Below are 25,263 nucleotides of genomic sequence, written 5' to 3'. Positions count from 1 at the left end.
CCAGGAGTGGACTGGCATGGCAGCAGCACGCCTGCATAAATGTAGCCTAAGCGTTTAGCCCAAGCGTTTAGCCCAGGCGACGATAGGCGCCATCCGACAGCCGCTCCACCAACCCGTCCAGTTCAAGTGTCAGCAGTTGGGTGCTGAGGGTGGAGATATCGAAGCCGCTGCGCTGCGCCAGCAGATCCACCGGCACCGGATCGAAGCCCATTGCAACCAGCAGCCGGCTGGCGAGCGGGTCTTTCGGGTTGGCGCTGGCAGTGCCAGCCGCTGCAACTATTGCCGGAATAGAGGCCGGCTTGAAATCACGCAACTCTTCCAGTATGTCCTGGGCCGACTCGACTAGTTTTGCCCCTTGCTTGAGCAGCAGATGACAGCCTTTGGACAGCGGCGAATGGATCGAACCCGGAATCGCAAATACCTCGCGGTTCTGGTCGGCGGCCATGCGGGCGGTGATCAGCGAACCCGATTGCAGTGCCGCCTCGATCACCAGCACGCCGCGCGCCAGTCCGGAAATGATGCGGTTGCGGCGCGGGAAGTTGGAGGCGATCGCCGGCATCCCGAGCGGGCACTCGCTGACGATGCAGCCGCCATCGGCAATCTGGTGCGCCAGGCTGCGATTGCGGGCCGGATAGACGATATCGGCGCCGGTGCCGATCACGGCCACAGTCGATCCGGCGCCGCGCAGACCGCCCTGATGGGCGGCCGCGTCGATGCCCAGCGCCATGCCGGAAATGATGGTCAGCCCGGCCTGGCTCAGCGCCTGCGAAAACTGGTCGGCGTTGGCAATCCCTTGCACGGTGGCATTGCGACTGCCGACCACCGCCAGCGCCGGAGCCGACAGCAGCGCCAGCCGCCCTTTCGCATACAGCATCAGCGGCGGGTCGGGAATATTCAGCAGCGCTGGCGGATAGCCATCGTCTGCCAGTGTCAGCACGTGATTGCCGGCTTGCGCGCTCCATGCCAGCGTCTTGTCGATCAGGGCCAGGGTGGCGTCGGCCGGCGCTGCCAGCAGCGCTTGCGCGACGCGCTGCGACACTACCTTATTTAACGCCGAAAAGTTGCTCGAAAAGATGTTTTCCGGCAGACCGAAAGCAGCCAGCAGCTTGCGCGCGGTCTCCGGGCCGACGCCGGGCGTTTGCTCCAGCCGCAACCAGAGCGCCAGTTCCTCCGGCCGCGCCGCGCCTGCGGTATCTGTCATCGTGGAATTGATGTCGGTTAGTCGGTTACTCGGGCGACTTGACCACATCGCCGACCTGGACCGAATCGGTGACTTGCATGATCAGGCCGTAAGAGATTTTGTTGAAGACCCGGAAAATAAATAGCGCACCGTATTGCTCGTCAGGCAGTTTGATGGTCTTGCCCTTATCGGCCGGGTCCTTGATGAGTTGACCGTAGCGCGACAATTCAAGCACTGTGCCAATATCGATGCCATCGTTCTTGCCGCGGTTGATCGCCACCACCTGATTTTGGCCGGCATGCGTTACGCCGCCGTAGATTGACACGATGCGCGCGGCGACCGGGTGTTCCGGCGGATGCGGCATGTAATTCAGGATCGGCGTTGGCGGTACCGGCAACAAGCGGTCGCCTACTCCCATTTCCTCCTTGGACGTAACTACTGTAAAAGTGTGCGCTTCATTTTCCGCACTGGCTGCGCGCTGCAGTTTCAGAGTGCCAAGATAGACCGCTTCAAAGCCGATGACCGCCATGGTTTCCGGGTCTTTCAAGGGCTTGCCCGGACGAAATGCCTGGAACGAGGTGCCACCCTGCAGATCGCCCCGAACATACGCCTTGTCATTTTTGCCAAGGAACACGCGCCCCTCTTGGGCCGCCACAATACGCGGCGTATCGTTGAACTGGTTTTCTTCGATTACCAATGGTTGCGATAGGAACGGCTCAATCCTGCTCGCAGCAATCGCCGGCACCGCATCCAGACCCAGGCGTTCGGTGCGAATTCCGGGCAACAGCCGCACGTTCGGCGAGCCGCCAAGAGCGGTCTTTGATCCCAGCCGCAGGCGGCCGGCGGCGCGGTCAAAATACACAATCTGGCCCGGATAAATCCAGTGCGGATTACGGATCTGGTCGCGGTTCAAGCCCCACACCTGCGGCCAGCACCACGGATGTTGCAGAAATTTTCCGGAGATATCCCACAGGGTGTCGCTGCGCACAACCGTATGCTGATCTGGGGCATTCGACAGAAATTCGCATGAGGCTGCCTGCGCATTCGGTACAGTCAGTAAAGCCAATGCAGCAAAAATAGGTGCAGCGGTCAATTTCAGAGCGATTGTGCTAAAATTTTTCACGATGTTATCCAATGAGTGGGCATGAGTTGGTGTCGAATGCAGCGCCACAAATGTGGTGTGTGCGCACAAGTGGATGCGCGGCAATACTTGCCAAATTGAATCAAATTCTGCCCATAAAACCTTGAACTAGCAAGAGAAAATCTTTTTCGGCACCGTGGTGCCGTTGTGTAAAAACCGTATGCCACTATTAAATATTCTGCTGTATCCCGATCCGCGCCTGCACAAGATCGCCAAGCCGGTGACGGTGTTTGACGCGCGCCTGAAAAAACTGATCAGGGACATGGCCGACACCATGTATGAAGCGCCCGGCGTCGGCCTGGCCGCCTCGCAAGTCGATGTCCATCAACAGTTGCTGGTGATCGATACCTCGGATACGCAAGACGATTTGCAAGTATTCATCAATCCGGAAATCCTCTGGGCCAGTAGCGAAACCAAGCTGTACGACGAAGGCTGCCTGTCGGTGCCGGGCGTCTATGATGGCGTCGAGCGTCCGGCCGAGGTCAAGGTGCGGGCGCTGGACGCCGATGGCAAAGCGTTCGAAGTCAGTGCCGATGGCTTGCTGGCGGTCTGTATCCAGCACGAAATGGATCACCTCAAGGGCAAGGTATTCGTCGAATATCTGTCGCCGCTCAAGCGCAACCGCATCAAGGCCAGAATGCTGAAGGAAGAGCGGCAGCAGCGGCGGGGATAATCACCCTCCGACATCAATTCTGAGCAATTCCCTGGCGATAGGATTTCGCCTCGTTTTCAAGCCAGTCCCGGAACTGTTTCAGGACTGCGCTTTCCGCCTTCTTTTCAGGGTAGACCAGATAATACGATTTGTTGTTGACGAAATAATGGTCGGCAGGAATGATCAATTGCCCGCTTTTCAGTTCGGATTCCACCAGAAAGCGCGGGATCAGCGCGATTCCCATATCGTGCATTGCCGCCTGCGTGAGCATCGAAAACAGTTCATAGCGCGGCCCGGTCATGTCATGTTCCACCTGTAGATCGAACGATGCGAACCAGGTATGCCAGGCATACGGCCGCGTGGTTTGCTGCAGCAACGGATATTCCTGCACTTGTTTCGGAGTCAGCTTTTTGCGCGGTGCGATCAAGCCCGGGCTGCATACCGGAACGATATCTTCCTGCATCAGAAAACACGCTTCGGTTCCCGGCCAGTGGGTGTCGCCGCAATGGATTGCTGCATCGAACCCGGTTTCGTTGAACAGAAATGGGCGGGTGCGGGTGGTCAGATTGATCGAAATATCCGGGTGTGCCTGATGAAATCGTGCCAGCCTGGGCATCAGCCACTTGGAGGCAAAAGTCGGCACGATGGCCAGCTCCAAATTGCCGCCCAGCCCGCGCCGCGCCATCAGTTCCAGCGTGTCGCGTTCTATTTCATCCAGCCGCAGAGCGACCTGGCGGCCATAGGTTGTGCCGGCTTCCGTCAGCGTCACGCCGCGCTTGCTGCGGTGGAACAGGGGTACGCCTAAAAAATCTTCCAGGCTGGCAATCTGCCGGCAAATTGCACTCTGGGTCTGGCTCAGTTCCAGCGCCGCCTGGGTGAAGCTCTGGTGTCTGGCGGCCGCTTCAAAAGCCATCAGTGCTTTGGTGTTGGGGATTTTTCTGCGCATGTTGAATGCCATTGGCACCATTTAAAAATTATTGTCCACGAAAGACACGAAAAGCACGAACCAAAATCACAGCCGGATTATTTTAAAAAATAAGGAGTATCGTAATTTTTATGGCATTTACCGCATATATTCATTGCGTATATAAAATATACTGCTACCAGTTTGTAGGTTGTGCAATGTTCCGGCGCATTCCGAGTCCATTTTTTCGTGCCTTTCGTGTTTTTCGTGGACCAGCTTTGTATGAATGTACATCTCCTAACGCGTGCGTAAAACGCACAAGCTGATGCATATTACGCGTTTGCATGCGGCCAGTCATTCTCGTACAGTGGCCAGCACTACTACCAAATTCATCAGGAGAACAAAATGCACCAAAAAGCGCAATTTCATTGGGACGACCCTCTGTTACTAGACCAGCAACTGAGCGACGAGGAACGCATGGTGCGCGACGCTGCCAGCGCCTATAGCCAAGACAAACTGCAGCCACGCGTGCTGGAAGCGTTCCGCAACGAGCAAACCGATCCCGGGATTTTCCGCGAAATGGGCGAACTCGGCTTGCTGGGACCGACGATTCCGGAACAATACGGCGGCCCCGGCCTGAATTACGTTTGTTACGGCTTGATCGCGCGCGAAGTCGAACGGGTCGATTCCGGCTACCGTTCGATGATGAGCGTGCAATCTTCATTGGTCATGGTGCCAATTTATGAATTCGGCACCGAAGCGCAAAAGCAAAAATTTCTGCCCAAACTGGCGACCGGCGAATGGATCGGCTGCTTCGGCCTGACCGAGCCGAACCATGGTTCCGACCCCGGTTCGATGATCACCCGCGCCAGGAAAGTGCCGGGCGGTTACAGCGTCTCCGGCAGCAAAATGTGGATTTCCAACTCGCCAATTGCCGACGTGTTCGTGGTCTGGGCCAAGGATGACGAAGGCGCGATTCGCGGTTTCGTGCTGGAAAAAGGCATGAAAGGGCTGACTGCCCCTGCAATCCACGGCAAATTCGGCCTGCGCGCCTCGATCACCGGTGAAATCGTGATGGACGGCGTGTTTTGCCCGGAAGAAAACGCCTTCCCCGACGTGCGCGGCCTGAAAGGTCCGTTCACCTGCCTGAACTCCGCCCGTTACGGCATCGCCTGGGGCGCATTGGGTGCAGCCGAAGATTGCTTCCATCGCGCCCGTCAATATGTGCTGGACCGCCAGCAATTCGGCCGGCCGCTGGCCGCCAATCAATTGATCCAGAAAAAACTGGCCGACATGCTGACCGAAATATCGCTCGGCTTGCAGGGTTGCCTGCGCCTGGGCCGGATGAAAGATGAAGGCATCGCCGCCGTCGACATCACCTCGATCATGAAGCGCAATTCCTGCGGCAAGTCGCTCGATATCGCCCGCATGGCGCGCGATATGCTGGGCGGCAACGGCATCTCCGACGAGTACGGCGTGATCCGGCACATGGTGAATCTGGAAGTGGTGAACACCTATGAAGGCACGCACGACGTCCATGCGCTGATTCTGGGGCGTGCCATTACCGGCATCCCGGCGTTTTCCTGATATTGGGGTGATGCCATGAGCCTGCTTCCCGACATCAAAGTGCTGGATTTGACGCGTGTGCTGGCAGGGCCGTGGTGCACGCAAATCCTGGCCGATTATGGCGCGACGGTCATCAAGATCGAAAAGCCGGGTGTCGGCGACGATACCCGGCACTGGGGGCCGCCGTTTGCCAAAGATGCCAACGGCAACCTGACCAGCGAAGCCGCCTATTACCTGTCGGCTAACCGCGGCAAGCAATCGGTCACGCTCGATTTCGCCAAACCGGAAGGCGCGGCATTGCTGCGCCAACTGGTGGCGCAAGCCGACGTCCTGATCGAAAATTACAAGGTCGGCAGCCTGCAGAAATACGGGCTGGATTACGAATCTCTAAAGGCGCTCAATCCGCGCCTGATTTATTGCTCGATCACCGGCTTCGGCCAGACCGGCCCGTATGCGTCGCGGCCCGGTTACGATTTTGCGATTCAGGCTGTTGGCGGCTTGATGAGCATCACCGGCGAGCGCGATGCATTGCCCGGCGGCGGTCCGCAAAAAGTCGGCGTTGCGGTGGTAGACGTGATGACCGGCATGTATGCCAGCAGCGCAATTCTGGCGGCGCTGGCCAATCGCGAACGCACCGGCGAAGGCCGTTATATCGATGTCGCGCTGCTTGATGTGCAAGTGGCGATGCTGGCCAATGTTGGCATGAATTATCTGGTCAGTGGCACCGTGCCGCAGCGCTGGGGCAATGCGCATCCGAATATCGTGCCGTATCAGGCGTTCGAAACCGGCGACGGACAAATCGTGATTGCGGTCGGCAACGATGGTCAGTTCGCCAGCTTGTGCCGGGTGCTGGGCCGGCCGGAATGGAGTGCAGACCCGCGCTTTGCCAGCAATCCGGCGCGGGTCCAGCACCGCGATCTGCTGTTGCCGCTGATTACTGAAACGCTGCAAGCGTGGCGCGGGCCGCAACTGGCGGAAGCGCTGGAAGCGGTCGGCGTGCCATGCGGGCCGATCAATAATCTGGCGCAAGTGTTTGCTGATCCGCAGGTGCAATCGCGGGAAATGCGGGTTGATGTGCCGCATCCGAGCGCCGGCAGCGTGCCGCAGGTTCGCCATCCGGTGCGCTTTTCCGGCGACGCGACGGTGGATATGCAGGCACCGCCGACGCTGGGTCAGCATACCGACCAGGTGTTGCAGCAGATGCTGGGGCTGCCAGCGCAGGAGATTGCCGCGTTGCGGCAGCAGGGGTTGGTGTAAAGCAGATTTGTCCGATCTATGCTTTACGCTGCCTTAGAGGGAGGCGCGCTAATAGTTACTTTAATAATTGCCCGTATTCCACAATAAAGTGGGGTATCAGTAAAAACATGCATCTTTCCGCATGTATCTTCTGCATCTTTAAAAATACGCACGGCTGTATGGGCAACTAGCCGGCGCTTGGTCCTGATCCGTTATTTTGTGAATTCGGAGGTGCGACGAACGACAGTATTCGGCCAAGAGCCGACATTCGCCTCCGTTTTAAAGCAACAACGTTTTTCAATAGAAAGCAATCAATGAATAAGATCGTGATCTTAGTCGCCACTGTAGCGATCTTCCTGTCGGCATGTGGTCGCTCAACGCCAGATACTAAGGAGCCAGCAGGCGGCCAGCAAACTACTGCAGCCCCCAAGTGTCAGTATGCCCTTGTCCGTAGCGACGTTTTGGACTTGCCAGAGGCAAAGATTGAAGTGTCCGATTACACGGTCTCGGATGCCCCTGATCAGTCCTGGGCCAACGCTTCATTCACACTTCAAGATCCGAAGACTCGACTGACCGAGGCTGAGGTCAAGAGCGTGCTCAAGCGTTTGTATGATCGGATCACAGATAGCTGCCGCAAAAACCCGATCAAAAAGTCCCGGATGTTCCTCTATCCAGCGGGCGTAACCGCAGGGGAGAGCGCAAATTGGATAGCTCGGTACGACTCTGCCAGCAACCCGGCAACAACGATTCACCACAATCTTCTCAAGGATGAGCGCAAGGATAAATATGCGTGCGTTGACAAGGTGGAGCCTGGTCGCAGTCTTGATATTAATCCGAGATTGCCCTCCATTCGCCAGCGTAAGATCATCGGAACCTGGGCTGACTCCACTTTTAATCTGACCCTGAGCCTCGAACAAGTCGGAGCAAAAGTCTATCGCGTACAGCGTAGTGCCTACTGCAAGAGTGGTGAGCGTGGCGAAATACTGAAGACCGGCCCAGGGAAGCGCTATTCTGTCATCGGCAGCAGCTCTGGAGACTATTACGAGGTCCTGCCTTCTGGCGATCTGGGTGTCTTTGATCGCGACGGACGGGTGGACACATTGCCCATCCATTTCGCGTTACATCCTGCCTCGACGGGCGATAACTAGGCCATAGTTATAGGTTAACTTCGCCAATAGCTGGAGTAAATAGTCACAACCGTGGCCTGCTTTAGTTCCCCACCGTTAAGTGTTGTCCGATGCCGGCCGCCGCCACAGGCCCGAATTGATGTGCGCAAGTGCTACCGGCCGGCGCTGGGCAAACCTTAACGAAAGTGGACTTCAACTTACTCAGGTGTCTCATTTGCAGCTAGCGCTAGCTGTAGGGACGTCCGGGATGCACACTTCCTGGTCATACTTTGCGGTGCTGGAGGGCTGCAGGACCGCATTAGCGCCAGAATTGACCCAGCCCGGCAAAAGCGGTGGCATGGCGTGAATCCAGCATCCGGGGCTTTCGCTATCAAAGAAGTCCACATGGACTGGCCCCAAATCATCCTGAATGACCTGGCACGCGTAGTTGCAATAGACCTGATCGCCACGATAAACGGAGACCGCAACCCGTTGGATTCCGGTTCCGCGCATCCGTTTCAAGAGATGCCTATCATGTTTCCCGAGCCCCCAGCCGTACAGTGTCAAGGTGACTCGCTGCGAAGTAAGTACCTCCCGGTACACAGTAGAAAGGTAGTAGCTGTTCTGGATCGAGGACACCTTCTGCTGCATCGTTCCCTCACTGACAAACAGCGGCACGACCCGCTCGCTGCGCCACTCCTGAAGGACTGCCTCCAGCAAGCGTGTCCCATCGTTATGAATCTTGGACTCCTGTTCCACCGCATTGCGGCACAGGGCGAGGCTTCCGTGAGGGTAGAAAACCAAGGTGTTAGTCTGCTCCCTATAAGGTTCACGGAATCTCTGCCAGGCATCATCGAACGCGCCGTTCCGGAAGCAATCCTTGAACATGTGACCGTCCTGGACGTTGAGCCCGTAGGTCATCGTCCAGTAGACCAGCAGGTCGTAGTTCAGCGACAGGATCGTATTGAAGCTCTTGAGGAACAGATACATGCTGGGTAATTGCCCACTCACCAGTTCGTAGTCAGGATGGACATCGCGAACGGCCTGGATCAGGCACTCTCTGACGTTCAGGTAGGTTTGGTGCGTGCGGTTGTCCGGTATCTGCAGTGATCGGTTGACATTGGATGCTTGCCAGACCAGTCGAAGGATCAGCTCGAAATCGGATGTTCCAAAGAAGCCGAATAGGCGATTCACATCATCTGCGAGCAAGCCACCTTGCTGAGCGTGGGCCAGCAATGAGCCATAGGCGAAGCTCGGCGACACCGCGATGCTTGCGCCATTGCCCAGCAGAATCGTGCCTCGGTGGTAGTTGGCGGCAATCTGAGCCCACTGCATAACGGGGTATGGCATATCGGATACCTCCTGTTTTTTTCGTTTGTATGACGATATTTCAACGGATCGCCATGGGCTCAAATGGTCCGCTTTCGCTGCACTGCTGTCATTGGGGCGAAAAACCTGAACGGCTCTTATGGGTCGATTGCCGCCATCCAACCAACCAGTGGCGCTTTAAAAGCACAAGACTATTGCAACACGACAAGATGTCCAGCCTGCAGGACACCCGCAGCGGCGGCTGATTGCAGCTCATCGCGTGCCATTTCCACTTTCCCGTTTTCAGGCATTTTTAAGCAAGGTGTTTTTGAATGAACTTACGCCGGCCAGTGCCTCTTGATAATGCCGGCCAGCTTGTCGAACGCCGGCGCGATTTGTTCGTTCGGCACGCAGGCATAACCCAGCATCAGGCCGCGTCTGGCGCTGTCAGCCTGCATGTAATAGCCGGACAACGGGCGGGTGATGATGCCGGCTGCGCGCGCTTCGCTGCAGATGGCCAGGTCGTCGCAACCGGGCGGCAGATGCAGCGCCAGATGCAGGCCGGCGTCGCCGTCGGAAAAATCGATGGCGTCGCCGAAATGGTGCTCGATGGCCTGTTGCAGCAAGCGCAGGCGCTCGCCGTACAACACCCGCATGCGCCGGATGTGGGAAGCAAAATAACCTTCCGTCATGAAATCGGCCAGGATGGCCTCGGTAAACACCTGGCCGCCGCGATACAGCTCGGAGTGCCCGGTGGCGAAGGCTTCCGACAAGGCTTCCGGCACCACCAGAAAACCGATGCGCAGCCCGGGAAACATGGTCTTGCTGAAGGTGCCCATGTACAGCACGCGCTCGTGCGTATCGAGGCCCTGCAATGACGCCAGCGGCCGGCTGCCGTAGCGGAATTCGCTGTCGTAATCGTCTTCCATGATCCACGCCTTATGCGCGGCCGCATATTCCAGCAGCAGGCGACGGCGCGACAGGCTCATCACGGTGCCGAGCGGATATTGATGCGACGGCGTCACGAATATGAAGCGCGGCGGATGCGCAGGATGTAACAGCGCGGTCTGGGGCACCTGCATGCCTTCGGCGTCGACCGGGATCGGCACCGGCTCGATGCCCAGCGACTGGCAAACGCTGCGGGTGCCCCAGTAGCAGGGTTCCTCGACCCAGGCCTGATCGCCATGCTCGCCCAGCAATTTGGCGGCCAGATCGATCGATTGGTGGATGCCGGTGGTAATGATGATTTGATCGGTGCGGCAATTGACCGAGCGCGCCACCCGCAGGTATTCGGCAATCGCTTCCCGCAACGGCAGGTAGCCGCCGCCCTGGCCGTAGCTCAGCAGATCGGCGCGCGAACGGCGCCAGTGTTTATTCTGCAGCCGGCTCCACACCTTGCTGGGGAATTGCGTGACATCCGGCACCCCCGGCATGAACGCGCCCCACTGCAAGGCGCTGACGCCGGCGCGCTGGATCAGCTGCGCGCCGCGGGTCGACAAGCCGGCATGGCCGGGATGGTCGCTATCGCTGCGGCTGTTCTGGCGCACATCGACGATTTGATCCGGCACCGTATCGGCAATAAAGGTGCCGGCGCCCGCGCGCGTTTCCAGATAACCCTCGGCGATCAATTGTTCGTAGGCGTGGGTTACGGTATTGCGCGACATCGCCAATTCGCGCGCCAGTTCGCGCGAGGATGGCAGTTGCAGGCCGGCCGGCAATTTGTGCGCCAGAATCGCTTCGCGCAGCACTTGATAGATCTGGCGATTGACCGGCTGGCCGGTGGCGCGATCGATGCGTTGCAATAAAAAATCCGGTAACGAGGCTATGCGCAAAGTGGCTCCATCAAATAAATCAAACTGGCTCTTAAGTATAACGCCAGAATCCTATTAATATAGTTCCACAGAATGACCATCGGAGTCGATGAGACGCTGGCAAAAAGCCAGCCAGCCACTTCGATGATTTAATAAATACATGGAGTATGCTTAAAAACACCATGCTTTCCGCATTATTCATATGCGGTACTTAAAAATACAGGTAGTAGTGTGTGTGACGTCCACAGTATGTGGTCACACGAAAATGCGGGTTTCACCCGCCCTACATTAGACCCGCAGCTTGCGCCTCAGCCAAAAATAACATTACTGGAGATATCATGGAAATAAGCAACCAAGCCCTGCAGCAGCGCAAAGAAGCCGCCACCGTACGCGGCGTCGGCGTGATGACCCAGATCTATGTCGATCATGCGAAAAATTCCGAAGTATGGGATGTCGAAGGCAAACGCTATATCGACTTCACCGGCGGCATCGGCGTGCTCAATACCGGCCACTGCCACCCGAAGATCATCGCTGCGGTGGAAGCCCAGCTGCAAAAATTCACCCACACCTGCTTCCAGGTGTTTCCGTATCAGGGTTATGTCGAACTGGCTGAAAAGCTCAATCAGCTGACACCCGGCAACCATGCAAAACGCACCGCGCTGTTCTCGACCGGTGCCGAAGCGGCCGAAAATGCGGTCAAGATTGCCCGTGTCGCCACCGGCCGCAGCGGCATCATCGCTTTCTCAGGCGCGTTCCACGGCCGCACCATGATGGGCATGGCGCTGACTGGCAAAGTGGTGCCGTACAAAGTGGGTTTCGGCCCGTTCCCGTCCGACGTGTATCACGTACCGTTTCCGGTGGCGCTGCATGGCGTGACGGTGGACGATTCCTTGCAAGCGCTGGATCGCCTGTTCAAGGCCGACATCGATCCGAAACGGGTCGCCGCGATCATCATCGAACCGGTGCAGGGTGAGGGCGGTTTCTATCCGACGCCGCCGGAATTCATGCGCGAGCTGCGCGCGATCTGCGACTTGCACGGCATTCTGCTGGTGATCGATGAAGTGCAGAGCGGCTTTGCCCGCACCGGCAAAATGTTCGCCATCGAGCACTACGACGTAGTTCCGGACATGCTGATGATGGCAAAAAGTCTGGCCGGCGGCTTTCCGCTGTCGGCCCTGACCGGCCGCGCGGAAATCATGGATGCGGCAAATCCGGGCGGTCTGGGTGGCACCTACGCCGGCAATCCGCTGGCAGTGGCGGCGGCGCTGGCAGTGATCGACGTGATCGAGGAGGAAGGCTTGGTGGCGCGGGCCAACCAGCTCGGTGCGCAATTGCGCAGCACGCTGGAAGGCTTGCGTTCGGAGGTGCCGGAAATCGCCGATGTGCGCGGCCTGGGCGCGATGGTCGCAGTCGAATTCAACCATCCCGACAGCAAGCAGCCGAACCCGGATTTCGCCAAGAAAGTGCAGGCCAAGGCGCTCGAACAAGGTTTAGTATTGCTGACTTGCGGGATTTATTTCAACGTCATCCGTTTCCTGATGCCGCTGACGATTCAGCCGGAAGTGTTTGAAGAAGGATTGCAAAAACTGGCGCTGGCCCTGAAAGCATAAGCAAACATAAGCGCCATCGGCGGATGCGGTGTGGTGCATTAAAAACCACGCCGCACCGCCATGGACGTTGCAGTACCGAGCAAGCCCTGTGATTGGGCAAATCAGTTGATCACACAGTTACACAATCCGGCTCGCTGACCGGAATGCAAGGGAGAGAGCAATTGCAATTGCCCACCTTGACTTACTTACATATGGAGACGACACACATGCACTACGCACAATCCCACCCGCAATTAGCCCTATTCATGGCCGAGTTTCGCCCTGTGCCATTGGTTCGGCACACCGCGCAAAATTAAACTCCGCACACACGCACTCACATACATACACACGCACATCCGAGCGCGCCGCAATGTCTCGCGTCAGGCCCGCAGGTGCAGCAGTAAAGCGGATCGATCGCTTTAAAAATGTACTTCCGGTATGTGGCAGTCTGGATGAACCCGAGCATTCTGGACGGCATGGTTCTTGCGTTATAGATTTTGGAAACGTAAAGTTTTGACCGCACTGACACCAGCAGGTTTGTCGCTGATCAAGGCAACGCAGTCAAGGAAAAAGTAGCATCAGCAGCCAATGTCAGGTGACCGGAGAAAGAATTTTGAAGAAGTATCAAACGTCCTGATGTGGCAGTACAGTCGGGGACATCCCGATTAAAAAAACGTGAGCATTTTTTTAATTGATGCATATAGTTCGACAGATTTCTGGCGCCATGGAGATACAATTTTGAATCAGGCAAATACCGCAGTAGAGACAGCACATCCAGTACCTGCAGAGCGCGACACGCTGGTCGCATTTAAGGGCGTCCAAAAAACCTACGATGGTGAAAATCTGGTCGTCAAGCATCTGGATCTGGAGATCCAGCGCGGCGAATTCCTGACCTTGCTGGGGCCGTCCGGCTCCGGCAAGACCACTTGCCTGATGATGCTGGCCGGTTTCGAGTTTCCCACCGGCGGCGAAATTCTGCTGGATGGGCAATTGCTCAACAAGGTGCCGCCGCACAAGCGCAACATCGGCATGGTGTTCCAGAACTACGCATTGTTTCCGCACATGACGGTGGGGCAGAACGTGGCTTACCCGTTGCAGGTGCGCGGCATGGCCGCCAGCGCCCGCGCCGATAAGGTCAAACAAGCGCTCGACATGGTACAGATGGGTAATTTTGCCGAACGTTATCCGGCCCAGCTGTCCGGCGGCCAGCAGCAGCGCATCGCCCTGGCGCGCGCACTGGTGTTCGATCCCAAGCTGGTGCTGATGGATGAGCCGCTGGGCGCGCTCGACAAGCAGTTGCGCGAGCACATGCAGCTGGAACTGAAAGCGCTGCATCAACGGCTCGGCGTCACCTTCGTCTATGTCACCCACGATCAAAGCGAAGCGCTGACGATGTCGGATCGGGTCGCGGTATTCGATCAGGGCATCATTCAGCAACTGGCGGTGGTCGATCGCCTGTATGAATATCCTGAAAACCAGTTTGTGGCCGGCTTCATTGGCGACAACAACCGCTTTGTCGGCACGCTTGAATCGGTGTCGGGCCCGCTCGCCAATGTGCGTCTGCCGGATGGCTCGGTGCTGACCGGCACCAACGCGAATGCCGCATCGGTGGGGCAAGCCGCAGTCGCCTGCATCCGTCCCGAGCGGATTCGGCTGGCTGCGCTGGACGCGGGCGCTCCGAATGCGCTGCGGGTCAGCGTCAGCGGCCTGATCTATTTCGGCGACCACGTGCGGGTACGTTGTTCATTGGCGCATCAGGAGGATTGTTTCGTCAAGCTGACTCTGGGCGACCCGGCGCTGTCCGGATTGGCCGAGGGAACACAGGTGGCGCTGGACCTGAACCCGGACCGTTTGCGTATTTTCATCTAGTTTTTACCACCCAAAACCATAAAATAAAGAGGAGTTGCAATGAGACTGTTAATCAAACCTATCCTGGCGTCAGCTGCATTGTCCGTTGGTCTGGTCGGCCTGGTCGGCCAGACACATGCCGCGGACATCACGGTCGTGAATTTTGGCGGCGCCAACGGTGCCGCCCAAAAGGCAGCCTATATCCAGCCGTTTGAAAAAACCACAGGCAATAAAGTGGTGATGGTGGAATACAACGGTGAGCTGGCCAAACTCAAAGCCATGGTCGAAACCAAGAACGTCAGCTGGGATGTGCTGGAAATCGAAGCCGGCGTCATCGGCCGTGCTTGTGAAGAGGGTTTGCTGGAAAAAATCGACTTCAATAAAGTCGGCAAGAAAGCCGATTACATGCCGGAAGCGATCAATGAATGCGGCGTCGGCACCTTCGTCTGGTCCACCGTGCTGGCGTACAACGCCGACAAGCTCAAGACGGCGCCTGCCGGCTGGGCCGATTTCTGGAACGTCAAAAAATTCCCCGGCAAGCGCAGCATGCGCAAGGGTGCGCGCTATAACCTGGAATTCGCCCTGATGGCCGATGGGGTGCCGACCAAGGATGTCTACAAAGTACTGGCGACCAAGGCCGGGGTGGAGCGCGCTTTCAAAAAAATGACTGAACTCAAGCCGAATATCCAATGGTGGGAAGCCGGTGCGCAGCCGCCGCAATTCCTGGTGGCCGGCGACGTGGTGATGACCACTGCCTACAACGGCCGGATTGATTCCGCCCAGCGCGAAGGCAAGAACCTGCAAGTAGTCTGGGCCGGCAGCATCTACGACCTCGACTACTGGGCGATCCCGAAGGGTTCACCAAACAAGGCCGCTGCCGAGAAATTCATCGCCTACGCCAGTTCAGCTGAAGCGCAAAAGAACTATGCGGGAAAAATTGCCTACGGTCCTACCAACAACACTGCACTGAAGTTGCTGGATGCCAAAACGCTGGCGGGCCTGCCGACCTCGACAAAAAATGTGAAGGATGCGGTTGGGAATAATCTGAAATTCTGGACCGATCATGGCGAAGATCTGGAGCAGCGTTTTACTGCCTGGGCTGTCCAATAAGGAGTCTCCTCGCCCGTCGTGTGCCCATGCAAGGGCGATACATGACGGGTTTCGATGCTGCCCATGGCGGCTTTGTGGGCGGTATTTTTATTATTATTGGCATCCTAAATTATGACTTCACTGGCATCGGGCATTGCGCCGAACCCTGCACTAAACGCGGCATTAATCGCGCCATCGGTGCAGCAGCTCAAACGCGACTTGCGAAAGGCGCAAATGCGCAAGCGCAGCATGGCGCTGGCGCTGATTGCGCCGCTGGCGATTTTTTTGATGATTACTTTTGTGGTGCCGATTGGCGTCTTGCTCAAGCGTGCCATCGATAACCCGGAAGTGGCATCCACCCTGCCGCACACCGTTGCCGCGCTGTCGCAGTGGGACCGCAAAGCGGCACCCGACGCCGCCGCTTTTGTCGCGCTGGCGCAGGATCTGACACTGGCCAAGGAACAAAATACCGCCGGCACGCTGGCCCGGCGCGTCAATAGCGAGCTTCCCGGGGCGCGTTCGATCATCATGAAGACGATGCGTGCGATGCCGCCAGTCGATGCCGACGGCAAACCGATCCCTGCTGCCGGCATTCGGCAAGCGCTGATCGAACTCGACGAACAGTGGGCGCAGCCGGAATACTGGCGCGTGATCGCCAAAAACGGCTCGAAATATTCGCCGTATTACCTGCTGGCCTCAGTCGACATGCGACAGGACAGCATGGGAAATATAGAGAAAAAACCGGCAGACCAGTCGGCCTATCAAGAGATTTTCGGCCGCACCTTTATGATCAGTCTGGTGGCAACCTTATGCTGCCTGTTGATCGGTTATCCGCTCGCCTACTGGATCTCGACGATGTCGGAACGGCGCTCCAATCTGTTCATGATTCTGGTGCTGATCCCGTTCTGGACTTCGATCCTGGTACGCGTCGCCTCCTGGATCGTGCTGCTGCAGTCCGAAGGGCTGGTCAACTCCGCGCTGATGGCGCTGGGCTTGACGCATGCGCCGCTGGAACTGCTGTTCAACCGCATCGGCGTGTATATCTCGATGACCCATATCCTGCTGCCGTTCATGATCTTGCCGCTGTACAGCGTGATGAAATCGGTGCCGCCGACCTATATGCGCGCCGCCATCTCGCTCGGTAGCCATCCGTTTGCCGCGTTTTGGCGCGTGTATGTGCCGCAAACTTTTCCTGGCGTTGGCGCCGGCAGCTTGCTGGTATTCATCATCGCGCTCGGCTACTACATCACGCCGGCCTTGCTGGGCGGTCCGAACGAACAGATGGTCAGTTATTACGTGGCGTACTTTACCAACGTGACCCTCAACTGGGGCATGGCTTGCGCGCTCGGCGCCTTGTTGTTCGCCGCAACTTTGGTGTTGTACGGCATGTATCGGCGTTTCGCCAAAATTGAAGTCAGCATGTAATCAGTAACCGGGACCAATACCATGAAAACTTCCTTGCCCTTATTCCCGCCCTATGTATCGCTGACTGAGCGCATCTGGTTCTTTTTCCTGCGCGGCTTCAATCTGCTGGCGCTGCTATTTCTGGTGCTACCGATTCTGGTGATTATTCCGCTCTCGTTTTCGGACAGCACTTTCCTGTCGTATCCGATGCCCGGCTATTCGCTGCGCTGGTACGAGAATCTGATCCATTCCGAAGCCTGGGTGCGCGCTGCCAAGAATAGTTTCATCGTCGCGCCGCTGGCCACTCTGATCGCCACCGTACTCGGTACGCTGGCAGCAGTCGGCCTGAATAAGGCAGATTTCCCCGGCAAGGGTTTGCTGATGGCGGTGTTGATCTCGCCGATGGTGGTGCCGGCGGTGGTGGTCGGCGTCGGCGTGTACATCTTCTTTGCGGAAATCGGTCTGGCCGACAGCTACACCGGCCTGATCCTGATACATGCGGCGCTCGGCGCGCCATTCGTGGTGACCACGGTGTCGGCCACTCTGCAGGGCTTCAACCACAATCTGGTGCGCGCCAGCCTGAGCCTGGGCGCCGGTCCGCTGAAGACTTTTTTCCGCATCACGCTGCCGGTGATTGCGCCGGGACTGATTTCCGGCGCACTATTTGCCTTTGCCACCTCGTTTGACGAAGTGGTCATCACCCTGTTTGTGGCCGGGCCTAACCAGACCACCTTGCCGCGCCAGATGTTTACCGGCATTCGCGAAAACATCAGCCCAACCATTGCCGCGCTGGCGACAATACTGATCATCTTTTCCACCTGTTTGCTACTGGTTCTCGAGTGGCTACGCGGCCGCAATAAGGCCGCCGCCAAAATTTAACGGTCATGGCAGCCACACCCGATTTTAAAATTCGCCATGACCGTTTCCCCCACCCCCAACCCTCCCCCGCGAGCGGGAGAGGGGGACGAAGGCTCGCTGCGCGAGTTCCTCATTAATTCACATTACGGAGATTTCTGCATGCTGCAATTAAAAGATTCGTCGCTATTGCGACAACAAGCATATTTGGATGGCAAATGGTGCGATGCCGATGACGGCGGCACGATACAAGTGACCAATCCGGCCACCGGCGCCGTCATCGGCAGCGTGCCGAAGATGGGCGCTGCCGAGACTAAACGCGCAATCGACGCCGCCAACGCCGCCTGGCCCGCCTGGCGCAAGAAAACCGCCAAAGAACGCAGCGCCATCCTGCGCAAGTGGAACGACCTGATGCTGGCCAATGTCGATGATCTGGGCTTGCTGATGACCGCCGAGCAAGGCAAGCCGCTGACCGAAGCCAAGGGCGAAGTCGTCTACGCCGCCTCGTTCATCGAATGGTTTGCCGAAGAAGGCAAACGCATCGCCGGCGAAACCCTGCAATCGCCGTGGCCGGACCGCCGTCTGGTGGTGATCAAGGAGCCGATCGGTGTCTGCGCCGCCATCACGCCGTGGAATTTTCCATCCGCAATGATCACCCGCAAGGCCGGCCCGGCGCTGGCGGCAGGCTGCCCGATGGTGGTCAAGCCAGCCGAATCGACCCCGTTTTCGGCGTTGGCGCTGGCGGTGCTGGGCGAACGCGCCGGCATTCCTGCCGGGATTTTCAGCGTCATCACTGGTTCTTCGCGCGCCATTGGCGGCGAAATGACCGCTAACCCGATTGTGCGCAAACTGACGTTTACCGGTTCCACCGCAGTCGGCCGCCTGCTGATGGAGCAAAGCGCACCGACCATCAAGAAGCTGTCGCTGGAACTGGGCGGCAATGCACCGTTCATCGTGTTCGATGACGCCGATCTGGACGCTGCAGTCGAAGGCGCGATGATTTCCAAATACCGCAACGCCGGCCAGACCTGTGTCTGCGCCAACCGGATTTACGTGCAGGATGGCGTGTACGATGCGTTTGCCGCCAAATTGGTGGCGGCGGTGGCCAAACTGACCGTCGGCAACGGCGCCGAGGCGGGCATCACGCAAGGGCCGTTGATCGACGCCAAAGCGGTGGAAAAGGTCGAACAGCATATCGCCGACGCGCTCGCCAAAGGCGGCCGTTTGCTGGCCGGCGGCAAACGCCATGCGCTGGGCCACAGCTTCTTTCAGCCGACCGTGATCGCCGATGTCACGTCCGAGATGCAGGTAGCCAGGGAAGAAACCTTCGGCCCGCTGGCGCCGCTGTTCCGCTTCAAGACCGATGCAGAAGTCATCGCCCTGGCCAACGATACCGAATTCGGCCTGGCCAGCTATTTCTTTTCGCGCGACATCGGTCGTATCTGGCGCGTCGCGGAAGCGCTGGAGTCCGGCATGGTCGGCATCAACACCGGTCTGATCTCGAATGAAGTCGCGCCGTTCGGCGGCGTCAAGCAATCCGGCCTGGGACGCGAAGGTTCAACCTACGGCATGGATGACTACCTGATCATCAAGTATCTGTGCATGGGCGGGATTTAATTCCGGCCGCAGCAGACGCTTCAAGCGTCTGCTGCTTTTACCTATACTGAATTATGTATTTTTTTGATACCCTTTAAACACATGCGGATAAGCATGTGTTTTTCTGCATACTCCTTCTTATTTTCTCAATAGTGCGTGGTGTTGGCGAATTTTTGTGCGCACGCTGACAGGCGCAATGACGCTGGAAAATACCGGATGTTTGAGTGTGGTGGTTTGACTTTGTCAGGTACGCTTGGGCACGATGAAAAGTCTTGATTGCCTGCGGAGTTTAAATCCAGCGCTATGAATTGGCAGGACCGGCAGGACCGGCAGGATTGGCAGGGGAAGAAGGAGTCGAACCTTCGAATGCCGGAATCAGAATCCGGTGCCTTAACCAACTTGGCGACTCCCCTGCTGAAGAAGTAATAACGCACACAGAAATATGCAGGTGCTGAGAATAACACACGCGTGCGGTGATTATTCGTTTGCCTCGCTGTCACGGGTTAATTTCTCAAGCCTGGCCACCAGTTTCGGTATTGACGTCCCATAGTTGGTCTTTTGGTAGCCCAAGTGCGCACCATTCTCTGCCACGCCGGTTCTGGCCGTCTTTTGCAGTGTCTTGTCAAATAACACGATGGCGCAAATCACATCGTAGGACCTTCTGGAAAAATCGGTGCTCAATATTTTATCCAGTTGATCGGTGAGCGCCTCGTATGCATGATCCGGCTGGCCAAATGCGTCGAAGCGTTCCGACCCAAGCAACTCCACCGCCACGATCAATGGATGCATTATCGTGCGCAACTCGGCTGGAGCAGAAATCAAATCCTGCCACAACCGGCTGGCTTCGCTTGCATTTTTTGCGCTGATGAATTGCGACAACGCTTCGCCATACGACGCAGCGTTGTCAATCGTCCGGCCCAGCGCAATCAAATCGTTGCATGCGGTTCGCATCGATGGCAGATGCAGGATCAGCGGCGATTGGGTTGACGCTTGCAGTGCCTCGATCAGCGCGGCGTCGGGCGGCACGCTGATCTGGTGCGCGCCATCTCTGGCCACGCGCTGCAAAGTTTCATGAATCGATTCCGGGCTGATGTTTTCATCCATGTCGATCAGGGTGCCCTGATCGAGGTTGATCCACATGACGCGCTGCTGGCGCAGGATGGTCAGCAGGCGTATCTCCAACGCCAATGGCGCCGGCGGCCGGGGCGGAATTTTGAATTGACTTGCTGCGGCATCGAACGTGTTATTGAAAATATTCCGGATGGTTTTTTCGTCCATGCCAAACGTTTTCGACAGTGTGGTGAACGGTTGGCGCAAGGCCATTTTCCAAACGCTTTGCACCAATCGCGTGGTTGCGCGGTGATGTGCAGAGATCTGGGATATCGGTTCATTGAAGGTCACCAGGCAATCGCGGCAACGCAGACGCCGCCGCTTTATTTCCAGGAAAACAGCTTTTTTCTTGACCGGCAGGTCACGGATGCGCCAGTTCATCTTGCCATATCCGACCACCGCGGCAGAACCGCAGCCAGGGCATGCCACCGCTTTTTTCTCGGTTTCGAGTCCAATCAAAATCTCAACATCGGTTTCGTGCATATAGAGCAGTCGTACGCCTTTTAAAGGCATGCTCCAGGTCGCTGCTTGTGTAGGCATTGCGTCATCCTCAAGCCGAAATTGTTAAAAATAATACGGATTATATTATGTATATTTTAGGCTTGAATCATCTCATGAAAACACCATCTATGCCAGAATAAGAGTGGAATTGTAAGGAAAATCAGCTACATCGAAAAATAATCAATTTTAAAAACTATAAATTAATCCGCAATCTTTTGAAGCTCCCCTGTTTTCTAAAATTAATTAGATGTGATACTCTTGAGCGCAATTCAGAGATTCATTCATTCCAAAAATAACTTGTAATACCGCTTTTTCATCCCTTATATTGATAATTAGGAAGTCAGCATGCAGCATTTCAGGATGTCATTTTTAGTTACGATTGTTCTACTTGCCCTGGCGGCATGGTGGGGTTACAGCATCGGTGGCCCGGCCGGCGCAGCGCAGGCGCTCTTTGTCGCCTCCATTCTGTCGATCATGGAGGTTTCACTCTCTTTCGATAACGCGGTCGTGAATGCGTCCGTGCTGCGCAACTGGGACCCGTTCTGGCAAAAACTGTTCTTGACGGTCGGCATCATTGTTGCGGTGTTCGGCATGCGCCTGGTATTTCCTATTCTGATCGTGTCCATTGCGACCGGCTTGGGACTGATCGATGTGATGACCATGGCTTTGAATACGCCCGAAGAATATTCGCGCCATCTGACTGCAAATCATGCGCAGGTCGCTGCGTTCGGTGGCTCTTTCCTGCTTCTGGTGTTTCTGAATTTTCTGTTTGATGAGGAAAAAAAGTTGCATTGGCTGGGCTGGATTGAAGAAAAACTAGGCGAGCACGGCAACGAGGGTTTGTCGACCTTGCTGGCTCTGCTGGCGGTGTTCGGTTGTGTGGCGCTGGTTCCTGAAGCGCAGAAGCTGTCGGTTCTGATGGCAGGCATTGGCGGTATCGCAGTGTATCTGGCGGTGAGTTTCCTCAGCGATATGCTGGGCAAGGAAGTAGGCGATCCGGCTCTCGGCACCGTGGTCAAACGCGGCAGCATCGGTGGCTTCCTGTATCTGGAAGTGCTGGATGCCTCTTTCAGTTTCGATGGTGTGATCGGCGCTTTTGCAATTACTAGCGACGTCGTCATCATCATGTTAGGCTTGGCAATCGGCGCCATGTTCGTGCGTTCGATGACAGTCTTCCTGGTGCATAAAGGCACCCTCGAAGAATTCGTTTTCCTGGAGCATGGCGCGCATTACGCGATCGGTATCCTGGCGTTCATCATGCTGGCAAGTGTGAAGTTTCATATTTCAGAATGGTTCACCGGCTTGTCGGGCGTTGCCTTCATCGGTTTGTCTTTGTGGTCTTCGGTTCGCTACAAGCGGAATCAAAACGCAGATGCGGATGCCGGTGTATTGGAATCCTCTAAATAGTTTTATTCATCGAAACGGATAATCACGCATGGCAATCAGCTTACAAAAAGGCGGTAACGTCAATCTCTCCAAAACAGATCCGAATCTGAAGCAGGTTCTGCTGGGTCTTGGATGGGATGCGCGTTCTGCCGATGGCGCCGACTTCGATCTCGACGCGAGTGTGTTTATGGTCACTGAAAACGGCCGCGTCCGCGCCGATAGCGACTTTATATTCTATGGTCAACTGCGCTCGTCGTGCGGCTCGATCGAACACACCGGCGACAACCGCACCGGCGCCGGAGATGGCGACGACGAAGCGCTCAAAATCAAGCTGGATCAGGTACCTCTGGTTATTACCAGGCTGGTGGTAGCGGTCACCATTCACGAAGCGCAGCAGCGCAAGCAAAACTTCGGGATGGTGCATGGTGCTTTCATCCGTCTTGTGAACCTCGAAACGGGCGTCGAAATTACCCGATTCGATCTCTCGGAAGATTATTCAACCGAAACGGCGATGGTCTTCGGCGAAGTGTATCGCTACGGCGCTGAATGGAAATTCAAGGCAGTAGGGCAAGGCTATGCGGGCGGTCTGCGCGCGCTGGCAATTCATCATGGCGTAGATGTACAGTAACAATGTCACCACGGTAGTTAACTTTCTCAAGGAGCATATTTCATGGCAATTAGTCTGCAAAAAGGCGGCAACGTCAATCTGAGTAAAGAAGCACCCTCACTCACGAAGATGGTGATCGGGCTCGGCTGGGACCCACGTGCAACTGATGGTGCGGCGTTCGATCTTGACGGCAGCGCGTTCATGCTGAAAGCGGATGGCAAGGCGCGTTCCGACGCCGACTTCATTTTTTATAACAACCTGAAATCCACCGATGGCTCGGTCACCCACGCCGGCGACAATACCAGCGGAGAAGGTGCTGGCGACGACGAAAAAATCATCATCGACTTGTCGAAGGTTCCGGCTGATGTCGACAAAATCTCAATCGGCGTCACCATTCACGATGCTGAAACACGCAAGCAGAACTTCGGCATGGTTGCCAAGGCTTACATCCGCTGCCTCGACGCCAATGGCGACAAGGAAATCGCGCGGTACGATTTGTCCGAAGATAGTTCGACTGAAACAGCAATGATCTTCGGTGAAGTCTATCGCGCCGGCGCTGAATGGAAATTCAAGGCGGTCGGACAAGGCTTTGCAGGTGGCCTCGGCCCTCTGGCACGCTCTTTCGGTATCAGCGCTTAATACTCCGGACGAACCGAATGACATAGGCTGGGCTAACGCTGTATCAGCCTAACATCGCAGCCCAGCATTCTGCGCACAAGGCTGGCCTGATAAAGCATTAGTCCAGCCTATTTTTTGTGCTTTTCGTGTCTTTCGCAGCCCACCCAAATATTTCCCAAGTAGAAAATTCCCGACATGACAGTGTTCACTTCAACCGGCGAGGTTGATCCGTTTCTGCACGTTGCTCTGACAAAGGGCGACAAGATCTATTGCGAGTCTGATGCGATGGTGATGATGGAAACCGCGCTGGACCTCAAGGGTCGCATGAACGGCGGTATCGGCAGCGCTCTCATGCGCCGGTTCGCCAATGGCGAATCTTTCTTTCAGCAACATATCGAAGCAGTGCGCGGCGATGGCGACTGCTTGCTGTCACCGGTGTTGCCTGGCGCGCTGGAAATACTCGACGTCGGCAAGCGCCAGTATTTATTAAACGATGGTGCCTTCCTCGCCGCCACATCGGGCACCGAAATGAAGGTACGCACCCAAAATATCGGGAATGCCTTATTTGCGCAGTCTGGCGGCTTCTTCGTGATGGAAACATCCGGCACCGGTCAAGTGGTCGTGTCTGGTTTTGGTTCGATATTTGAACTCGAAGTTGCACCCGGCAAGGATGTAATCATCGATAACTCCCACGTCGTGTGCTGGGATAGCACTTTGCAATATGAAATTTCCGTGACCACCGGCACTGCCAGCGGTGGCGGCATTAGTGGCATGCTCGGCAACCTGGTCAACAGCACCACCAGCGGCGAAGGCATCGTGCTGCGCTTCAGTGGCTCAGGCAAGGTTTTCGTATGCTCGCGCAATCGCAAGGCATTTGCCGGCTTGATGCAGAAATAGGCATCGGATGTTGCCTCTGCCCATCATGGCGCAAAGCTTTGTCCACGAAAAACACGAAAGGCACGAAAAAAGAGCGGAAGCTGGCGGCGCATGACGCTATAAATGTATGGGTATATTTATATACGCAATGAAAACATGCGCGAAATGCCATGAAAATGCCAATACTCCATAGTTTAACGAAACAACTTGAACATTGATTCTATTCGTGATTTTCGTGTCTTTCGTGGACAATTTTTAGTATTAGTAACGCAATCATTCAAGGAGAACCACATGGCTATCAATCTGCAAAAAGGTCAAAAAATATCCCTCGACAAAGAGGCCGGCGTTAAATTAAGCAAAATCATCATGGGACTTGGCTGGGATGCAATGAAGTCCAAAGGCTTCTTCGGCTTTGGCGGCAAGGCGCAGGAAATCGATCTCGATGCATCCTGCATCATGTTCGACGAGCAGGGCAATCAAACCGACGCAGCATGGTTTCGACAGTTGCAGTCGAAGGACGGCTCGGTCGTCCACAATGGTGATAATCGTACTGGTGCCGGGGATGGCGACGACGAGCAAATCGTTGTCGACTTGACGAAAGTGCCTGCCAACGTCAAGAGCCTGGTGTTTACAGTCAACAGCTTCACCGGTCAAAATTTCTCGCAAATCGAAAATGCAACTTGCCGCATCGTTAATGCAAACGACAACAAGGAAATTGCACGCTTCAATTTGTCCACTCTAGGAGACCATAACGCGCAGATCATGGCCAAGCTGTATCGCCATGACACCGAATGGAAAATGCATGCGATCGGCGAAATCGGCAATGGTCGCACCTTCGCCGAACTGATGCCGCAGATCACTCCACACCTATAAGAAATCC

At 56.2% G+C, this 25,263-nt stretch carries 22 protein-coding genes and 1 tRNA gene; 16 read left to right on the top strand and 7 right to left on the bottom strand.

The window, feature by feature from the left end; translation table 11 throughout:
* Positions 1 to 67: 67 nt before the first annotated feature.
* Together dprA and KGFNPO_RS16555 are read right to left on the bottom strand one after the other, a co-directional pair.
* The gene (dprA, locus tag KGFNPO_RS16560) at positions 68 to 1,201 is read right to left on the bottom strand and encodes a DNA-processing protein DprA (protein WP_472632325.1); all 1,134 of its coding nucleotides are present in this window, start codon (positions 1,199 to 1,201) and stop codon (positions 68 to 70) included.
* A 25-nt stretch (positions 1,202 to 1,226) separates the two neighbouring features.
* Positions 1,227 to 2,303 (bottom strand): LysM peptidoglycan-binding domain-containing protein, encoded by a 1,077-nt coding sequence (locus KGFNPO_RS16555; RefSeq protein WP_472632324.1) that lies wholly within the window; start codon positions 2,301 to 2,303, stop codon positions 1,227 to 1,229.
* Between the two features lie 178 nt (positions 2,304 to 2,481).
* Here KGFNPO_RS16555 and def point away from each other — a divergent pair, with 178 nt between their 5' ends.
* The gene (gene def, locus KGFNPO_RS16550) at positions 2,482 to 2,994 is read left to right on the top strand and encodes a peptide deformylase (protein WP_472632323.1); all 513 of its coding nucleotides are present in this window, start codon (positions 2,482 to 2,484) and stop codon (positions 2,992 to 2,994) included.
* Between the two features lie 13 nt (positions 2,995 to 3,007).
* Here def and KGFNPO_RS16545 read toward each other — a convergent pair whose 3' ends face one another.
* A complete protein-coding gene (locus tag KGFNPO_RS16545; protein ID WP_472632322.1) occupies positions 3,008 to 3,919 on the bottom strand; it encodes a LysR family transcriptional regulator in 912 nt (303 codons plus the stop codon).
* A 363-nt stretch (positions 3,920 to 4,282) separates the two neighbouring features.
* Between KGFNPO_RS16545 and KGFNPO_RS16540 the strand changes: the two genes are divergently transcribed.
* The 3 genes from KGFNPO_RS16540 to KGFNPO_RS16530 all read left to right on the top strand — a co-directional run bounded on the left by KGFNPO_RS16540 (position 4,283) and on the right by KGFNPO_RS16530 (position 7,827).
* Positions 4,283 to 5,464: an acyl-CoA dehydrogenase gene (locus tag KGFNPO_RS16540; RefSeq protein ID WP_472632321.1), complete on the top strand. Its 1,182-nt coding sequence runs from the start codon at positions 4,283 to 4,285 to the stop codon at positions 5,462 to 5,464.
* 15 nt (positions 5,465 to 5,479) lie between these two features.
* On the top strand, positions 5,480 to 6,700 hold the full coding sequence (locus KGFNPO_RS16535) for a CaiB/BaiF CoA transferase family protein (protein WP_472632320.1): 1,221 nt from the start codon (positions 5,480 to 5,482) through the stop codon (positions 6,698 to 6,700).
* A 293-nt stretch (positions 6,701 to 6,993) separates the two neighbouring features.
* The gene (locus KGFNPO_RS16530; RefSeq protein ID WP_472632319.1) at positions 6,994 to 7,827 is read left to right on the top strand and encodes a hypothetical protein; all 834 of its coding nucleotides are present in this window, start codon (positions 6,994 to 6,996) and stop codon (positions 7,825 to 7,827) included.
* A 189-nt stretch (positions 7,828 to 8,016) separates the two neighbouring features.
* Here KGFNPO_RS16530 and KGFNPO_RS16525 read toward each other — a convergent pair whose 3' ends face one another.
* Positions 8,017 to 9,135, bottom strand: coding sequence for a DUF4917 family protein (locus tag KGFNPO_RS16525; RefSeq protein WP_472632318.1), 1,119 nt, complete (start codon positions 9,133 to 9,135; stop codon positions 8,017 to 8,019).
* Positions 9,136 to 9,188: 53 nt separating this feature from the next.
* On the opposite strand from KGFNPO_RS16525, the gene KGFNPO_RS16520 reads away from it, so the two are divergent.
* Positions 9,189 to 9,359, top strand: a complete 171-nt coding sequence (locus KGFNPO_RS16520) for a hypothetical protein (RefSeq protein WP_472632317.1) — start codon at positions 9,189 to 9,191, stop codon at positions 9,357 to 9,359.
* A gap of 72 nt (positions 9,360 to 9,431) precedes the next feature.
* Here KGFNPO_RS16520 and pdxR read toward each other — a convergent pair whose 3' ends face one another.
* Complete coding sequence (gene pdxR / locus KGFNPO_RS16515; protein WP_472632316.1) at positions 9,432 to 10,925, bottom strand: MocR-like pyridoxine biosynthesis transcription factor PdxR; 1,494 nt, start codon at positions 10,923 to 10,925, stop codon at positions 9,432 to 9,434.
* Between the two features lie 323 nt (positions 10,926 to 11,248).
* On the opposite strand from pdxR, the gene gabT reads away from it, so the two are divergent.
* The 6 genes from gabT to gabD all read left to right on the top strand — a co-directional run bounded on the left by gabT (position 11,249) and on the right by gabD (position 19,306).
* Positions 11,249 to 12,514 (top strand): 4-aminobutyrate--2-oxoglutarate transaminase, encoded by a 1,266-nt coding sequence (gene gabT, locus KGFNPO_RS16510; RefSeq protein WP_472634514.1) that lies wholly within the window; start codon positions 11,249 to 11,251, stop codon positions 12,512 to 12,514.
* 717 nt (positions 12,515 to 13,231) lie between these two features.
* Complete coding sequence (locus KGFNPO_RS16505; protein WP_472632315.1) at positions 13,232 to 14,362, top strand: ABC transporter ATP-binding protein; 1,131 nt, start codon at positions 13,232 to 13,234, stop codon at positions 14,360 to 14,362.
* A 39-nt stretch (positions 14,363 to 14,401) separates the two neighbouring features.
* A complete protein-coding gene (locus tag KGFNPO_RS16500) occupies positions 14,402 to 15,451 on the top strand; it encodes an ABC transporter substrate-binding protein (protein ID WP_472632314.1) in 1,050 nt (349 codons plus the stop codon).
* Positions 15,452 to 15,562: 111 nt separating this feature from the next.
* Positions 15,563 to 16,855 (top strand): ABC transporter permease, encoded by a 1,293-nt coding sequence (locus KGFNPO_RS16495; protein WP_472632313.1) that lies wholly within the window; start codon positions 15,563 to 15,565, stop codon positions 16,853 to 16,855.
* Positions 16,856 to 16,876: 21 nt separating this feature from the next.
* Positions 16,877 to 17,713, top strand: a complete 837-nt coding sequence (locus KGFNPO_RS16490) for an ABC transporter permease (RefSeq protein WP_472632312.1) — start codon at positions 16,877 to 16,879, stop codon at positions 17,711 to 17,713.
* A 138-nt stretch (positions 17,714 to 17,851) separates the two neighbouring features.
* Positions 17,852 to 19,306 carry an NADP-dependent succinate-semialdehyde dehydrogenase gene (gene gabD / locus KGFNPO_RS16485; RefSeq protein ID WP_472632311.1) on the top strand — a complete coding sequence of 485 codons (1,455 nt, stop codon included), beginning with the start codon at positions 17,852 to 17,854 and terminating at the stop codon, positions 19,304 to 19,306.
* A 315-nt stretch (positions 19,307 to 19,621) separates the two neighbouring features.
* On the opposite strand, the gene KGFNPO_RS16480 is transcribed toward gabD, so the two are convergent.
* Positions 19,622 to 19,698: transfer RNA gene (locus KGFNPO_RS16480), tRNA-Gln, on the bottom strand.
* A 64-nt stretch (positions 19,699 to 19,762) separates the two neighbouring features.
* Complete coding sequence (locus tag KGFNPO_RS16475; protein WP_472632310.1) at positions 19,763 to 20,935, bottom strand: transposase family protein; 1,173 nt, start codon at positions 20,933 to 20,935, stop codon at positions 19,763 to 19,765.
* 306 nt (positions 20,936 to 21,241) lie between these two features.
* Between KGFNPO_RS16475 and KGFNPO_RS16470 the strand changes: the two genes are divergently transcribed.
* The 5 genes from KGFNPO_RS16470 to KGFNPO_RS16450 all read left to right on the top strand — a co-directional run bounded on the left by KGFNPO_RS16470 (position 21,242) and on the right by KGFNPO_RS16450 (position 25,256).
* Positions 21,242 to 22,303 (top strand): DUF475 domain-containing protein, encoded by a 1,062-nt coding sequence (locus KGFNPO_RS16470; protein ID WP_472632309.1) that lies wholly within the window; start codon positions 21,242 to 21,244, stop codon positions 22,301 to 22,303.
* A 28-nt stretch (positions 22,304 to 22,331) separates the two neighbouring features.
* Positions 22,332 to 22,910, top strand: coding sequence for a TerD family protein (locus KGFNPO_RS16465; RefSeq protein ID WP_472632308.1), 579 nt, complete (start codon positions 22,332 to 22,334; stop codon positions 22,908 to 22,910).
* A 42-nt stretch (positions 22,911 to 22,952) separates the two neighbouring features.
* The gene (locus tag KGFNPO_RS16460; RefSeq protein WP_472632307.1) at positions 22,953 to 23,528 is read left to right on the top strand and encodes a TerD family protein; all 576 of its coding nucleotides are present in this window, start codon (positions 22,953 to 22,955) and stop codon (positions 23,526 to 23,528) included.
* Positions 23,529 to 23,702: 174 nt separating this feature from the next.
* Positions 23,703 to 24,404, top strand: coding sequence for a TIGR00266 family protein (locus KGFNPO_RS16455; protein WP_472632306.1), 702 nt, complete (start codon positions 23,703 to 23,705; stop codon positions 24,402 to 24,404).
* 270 nt (positions 24,405 to 24,674) lie between these two features.
* Entirely contained in the window at positions 24,675 to 25,256 is a 582-nt protein-coding gene (locus KGFNPO_RS16450; protein WP_472632305.1) for a TerD family protein, read from the top strand.
* Positions 25,257 to 25,263 lie beyond the last annotated feature (7 nt).

The sequence above is a fragment of the Gelidimonas diazotrophica genome, assembly GCF_055694025.1.
Note: the sequence above shows the minus strand (reverse complement) of the source record. Positions and strands in the feature narration are given on the sequence as shown.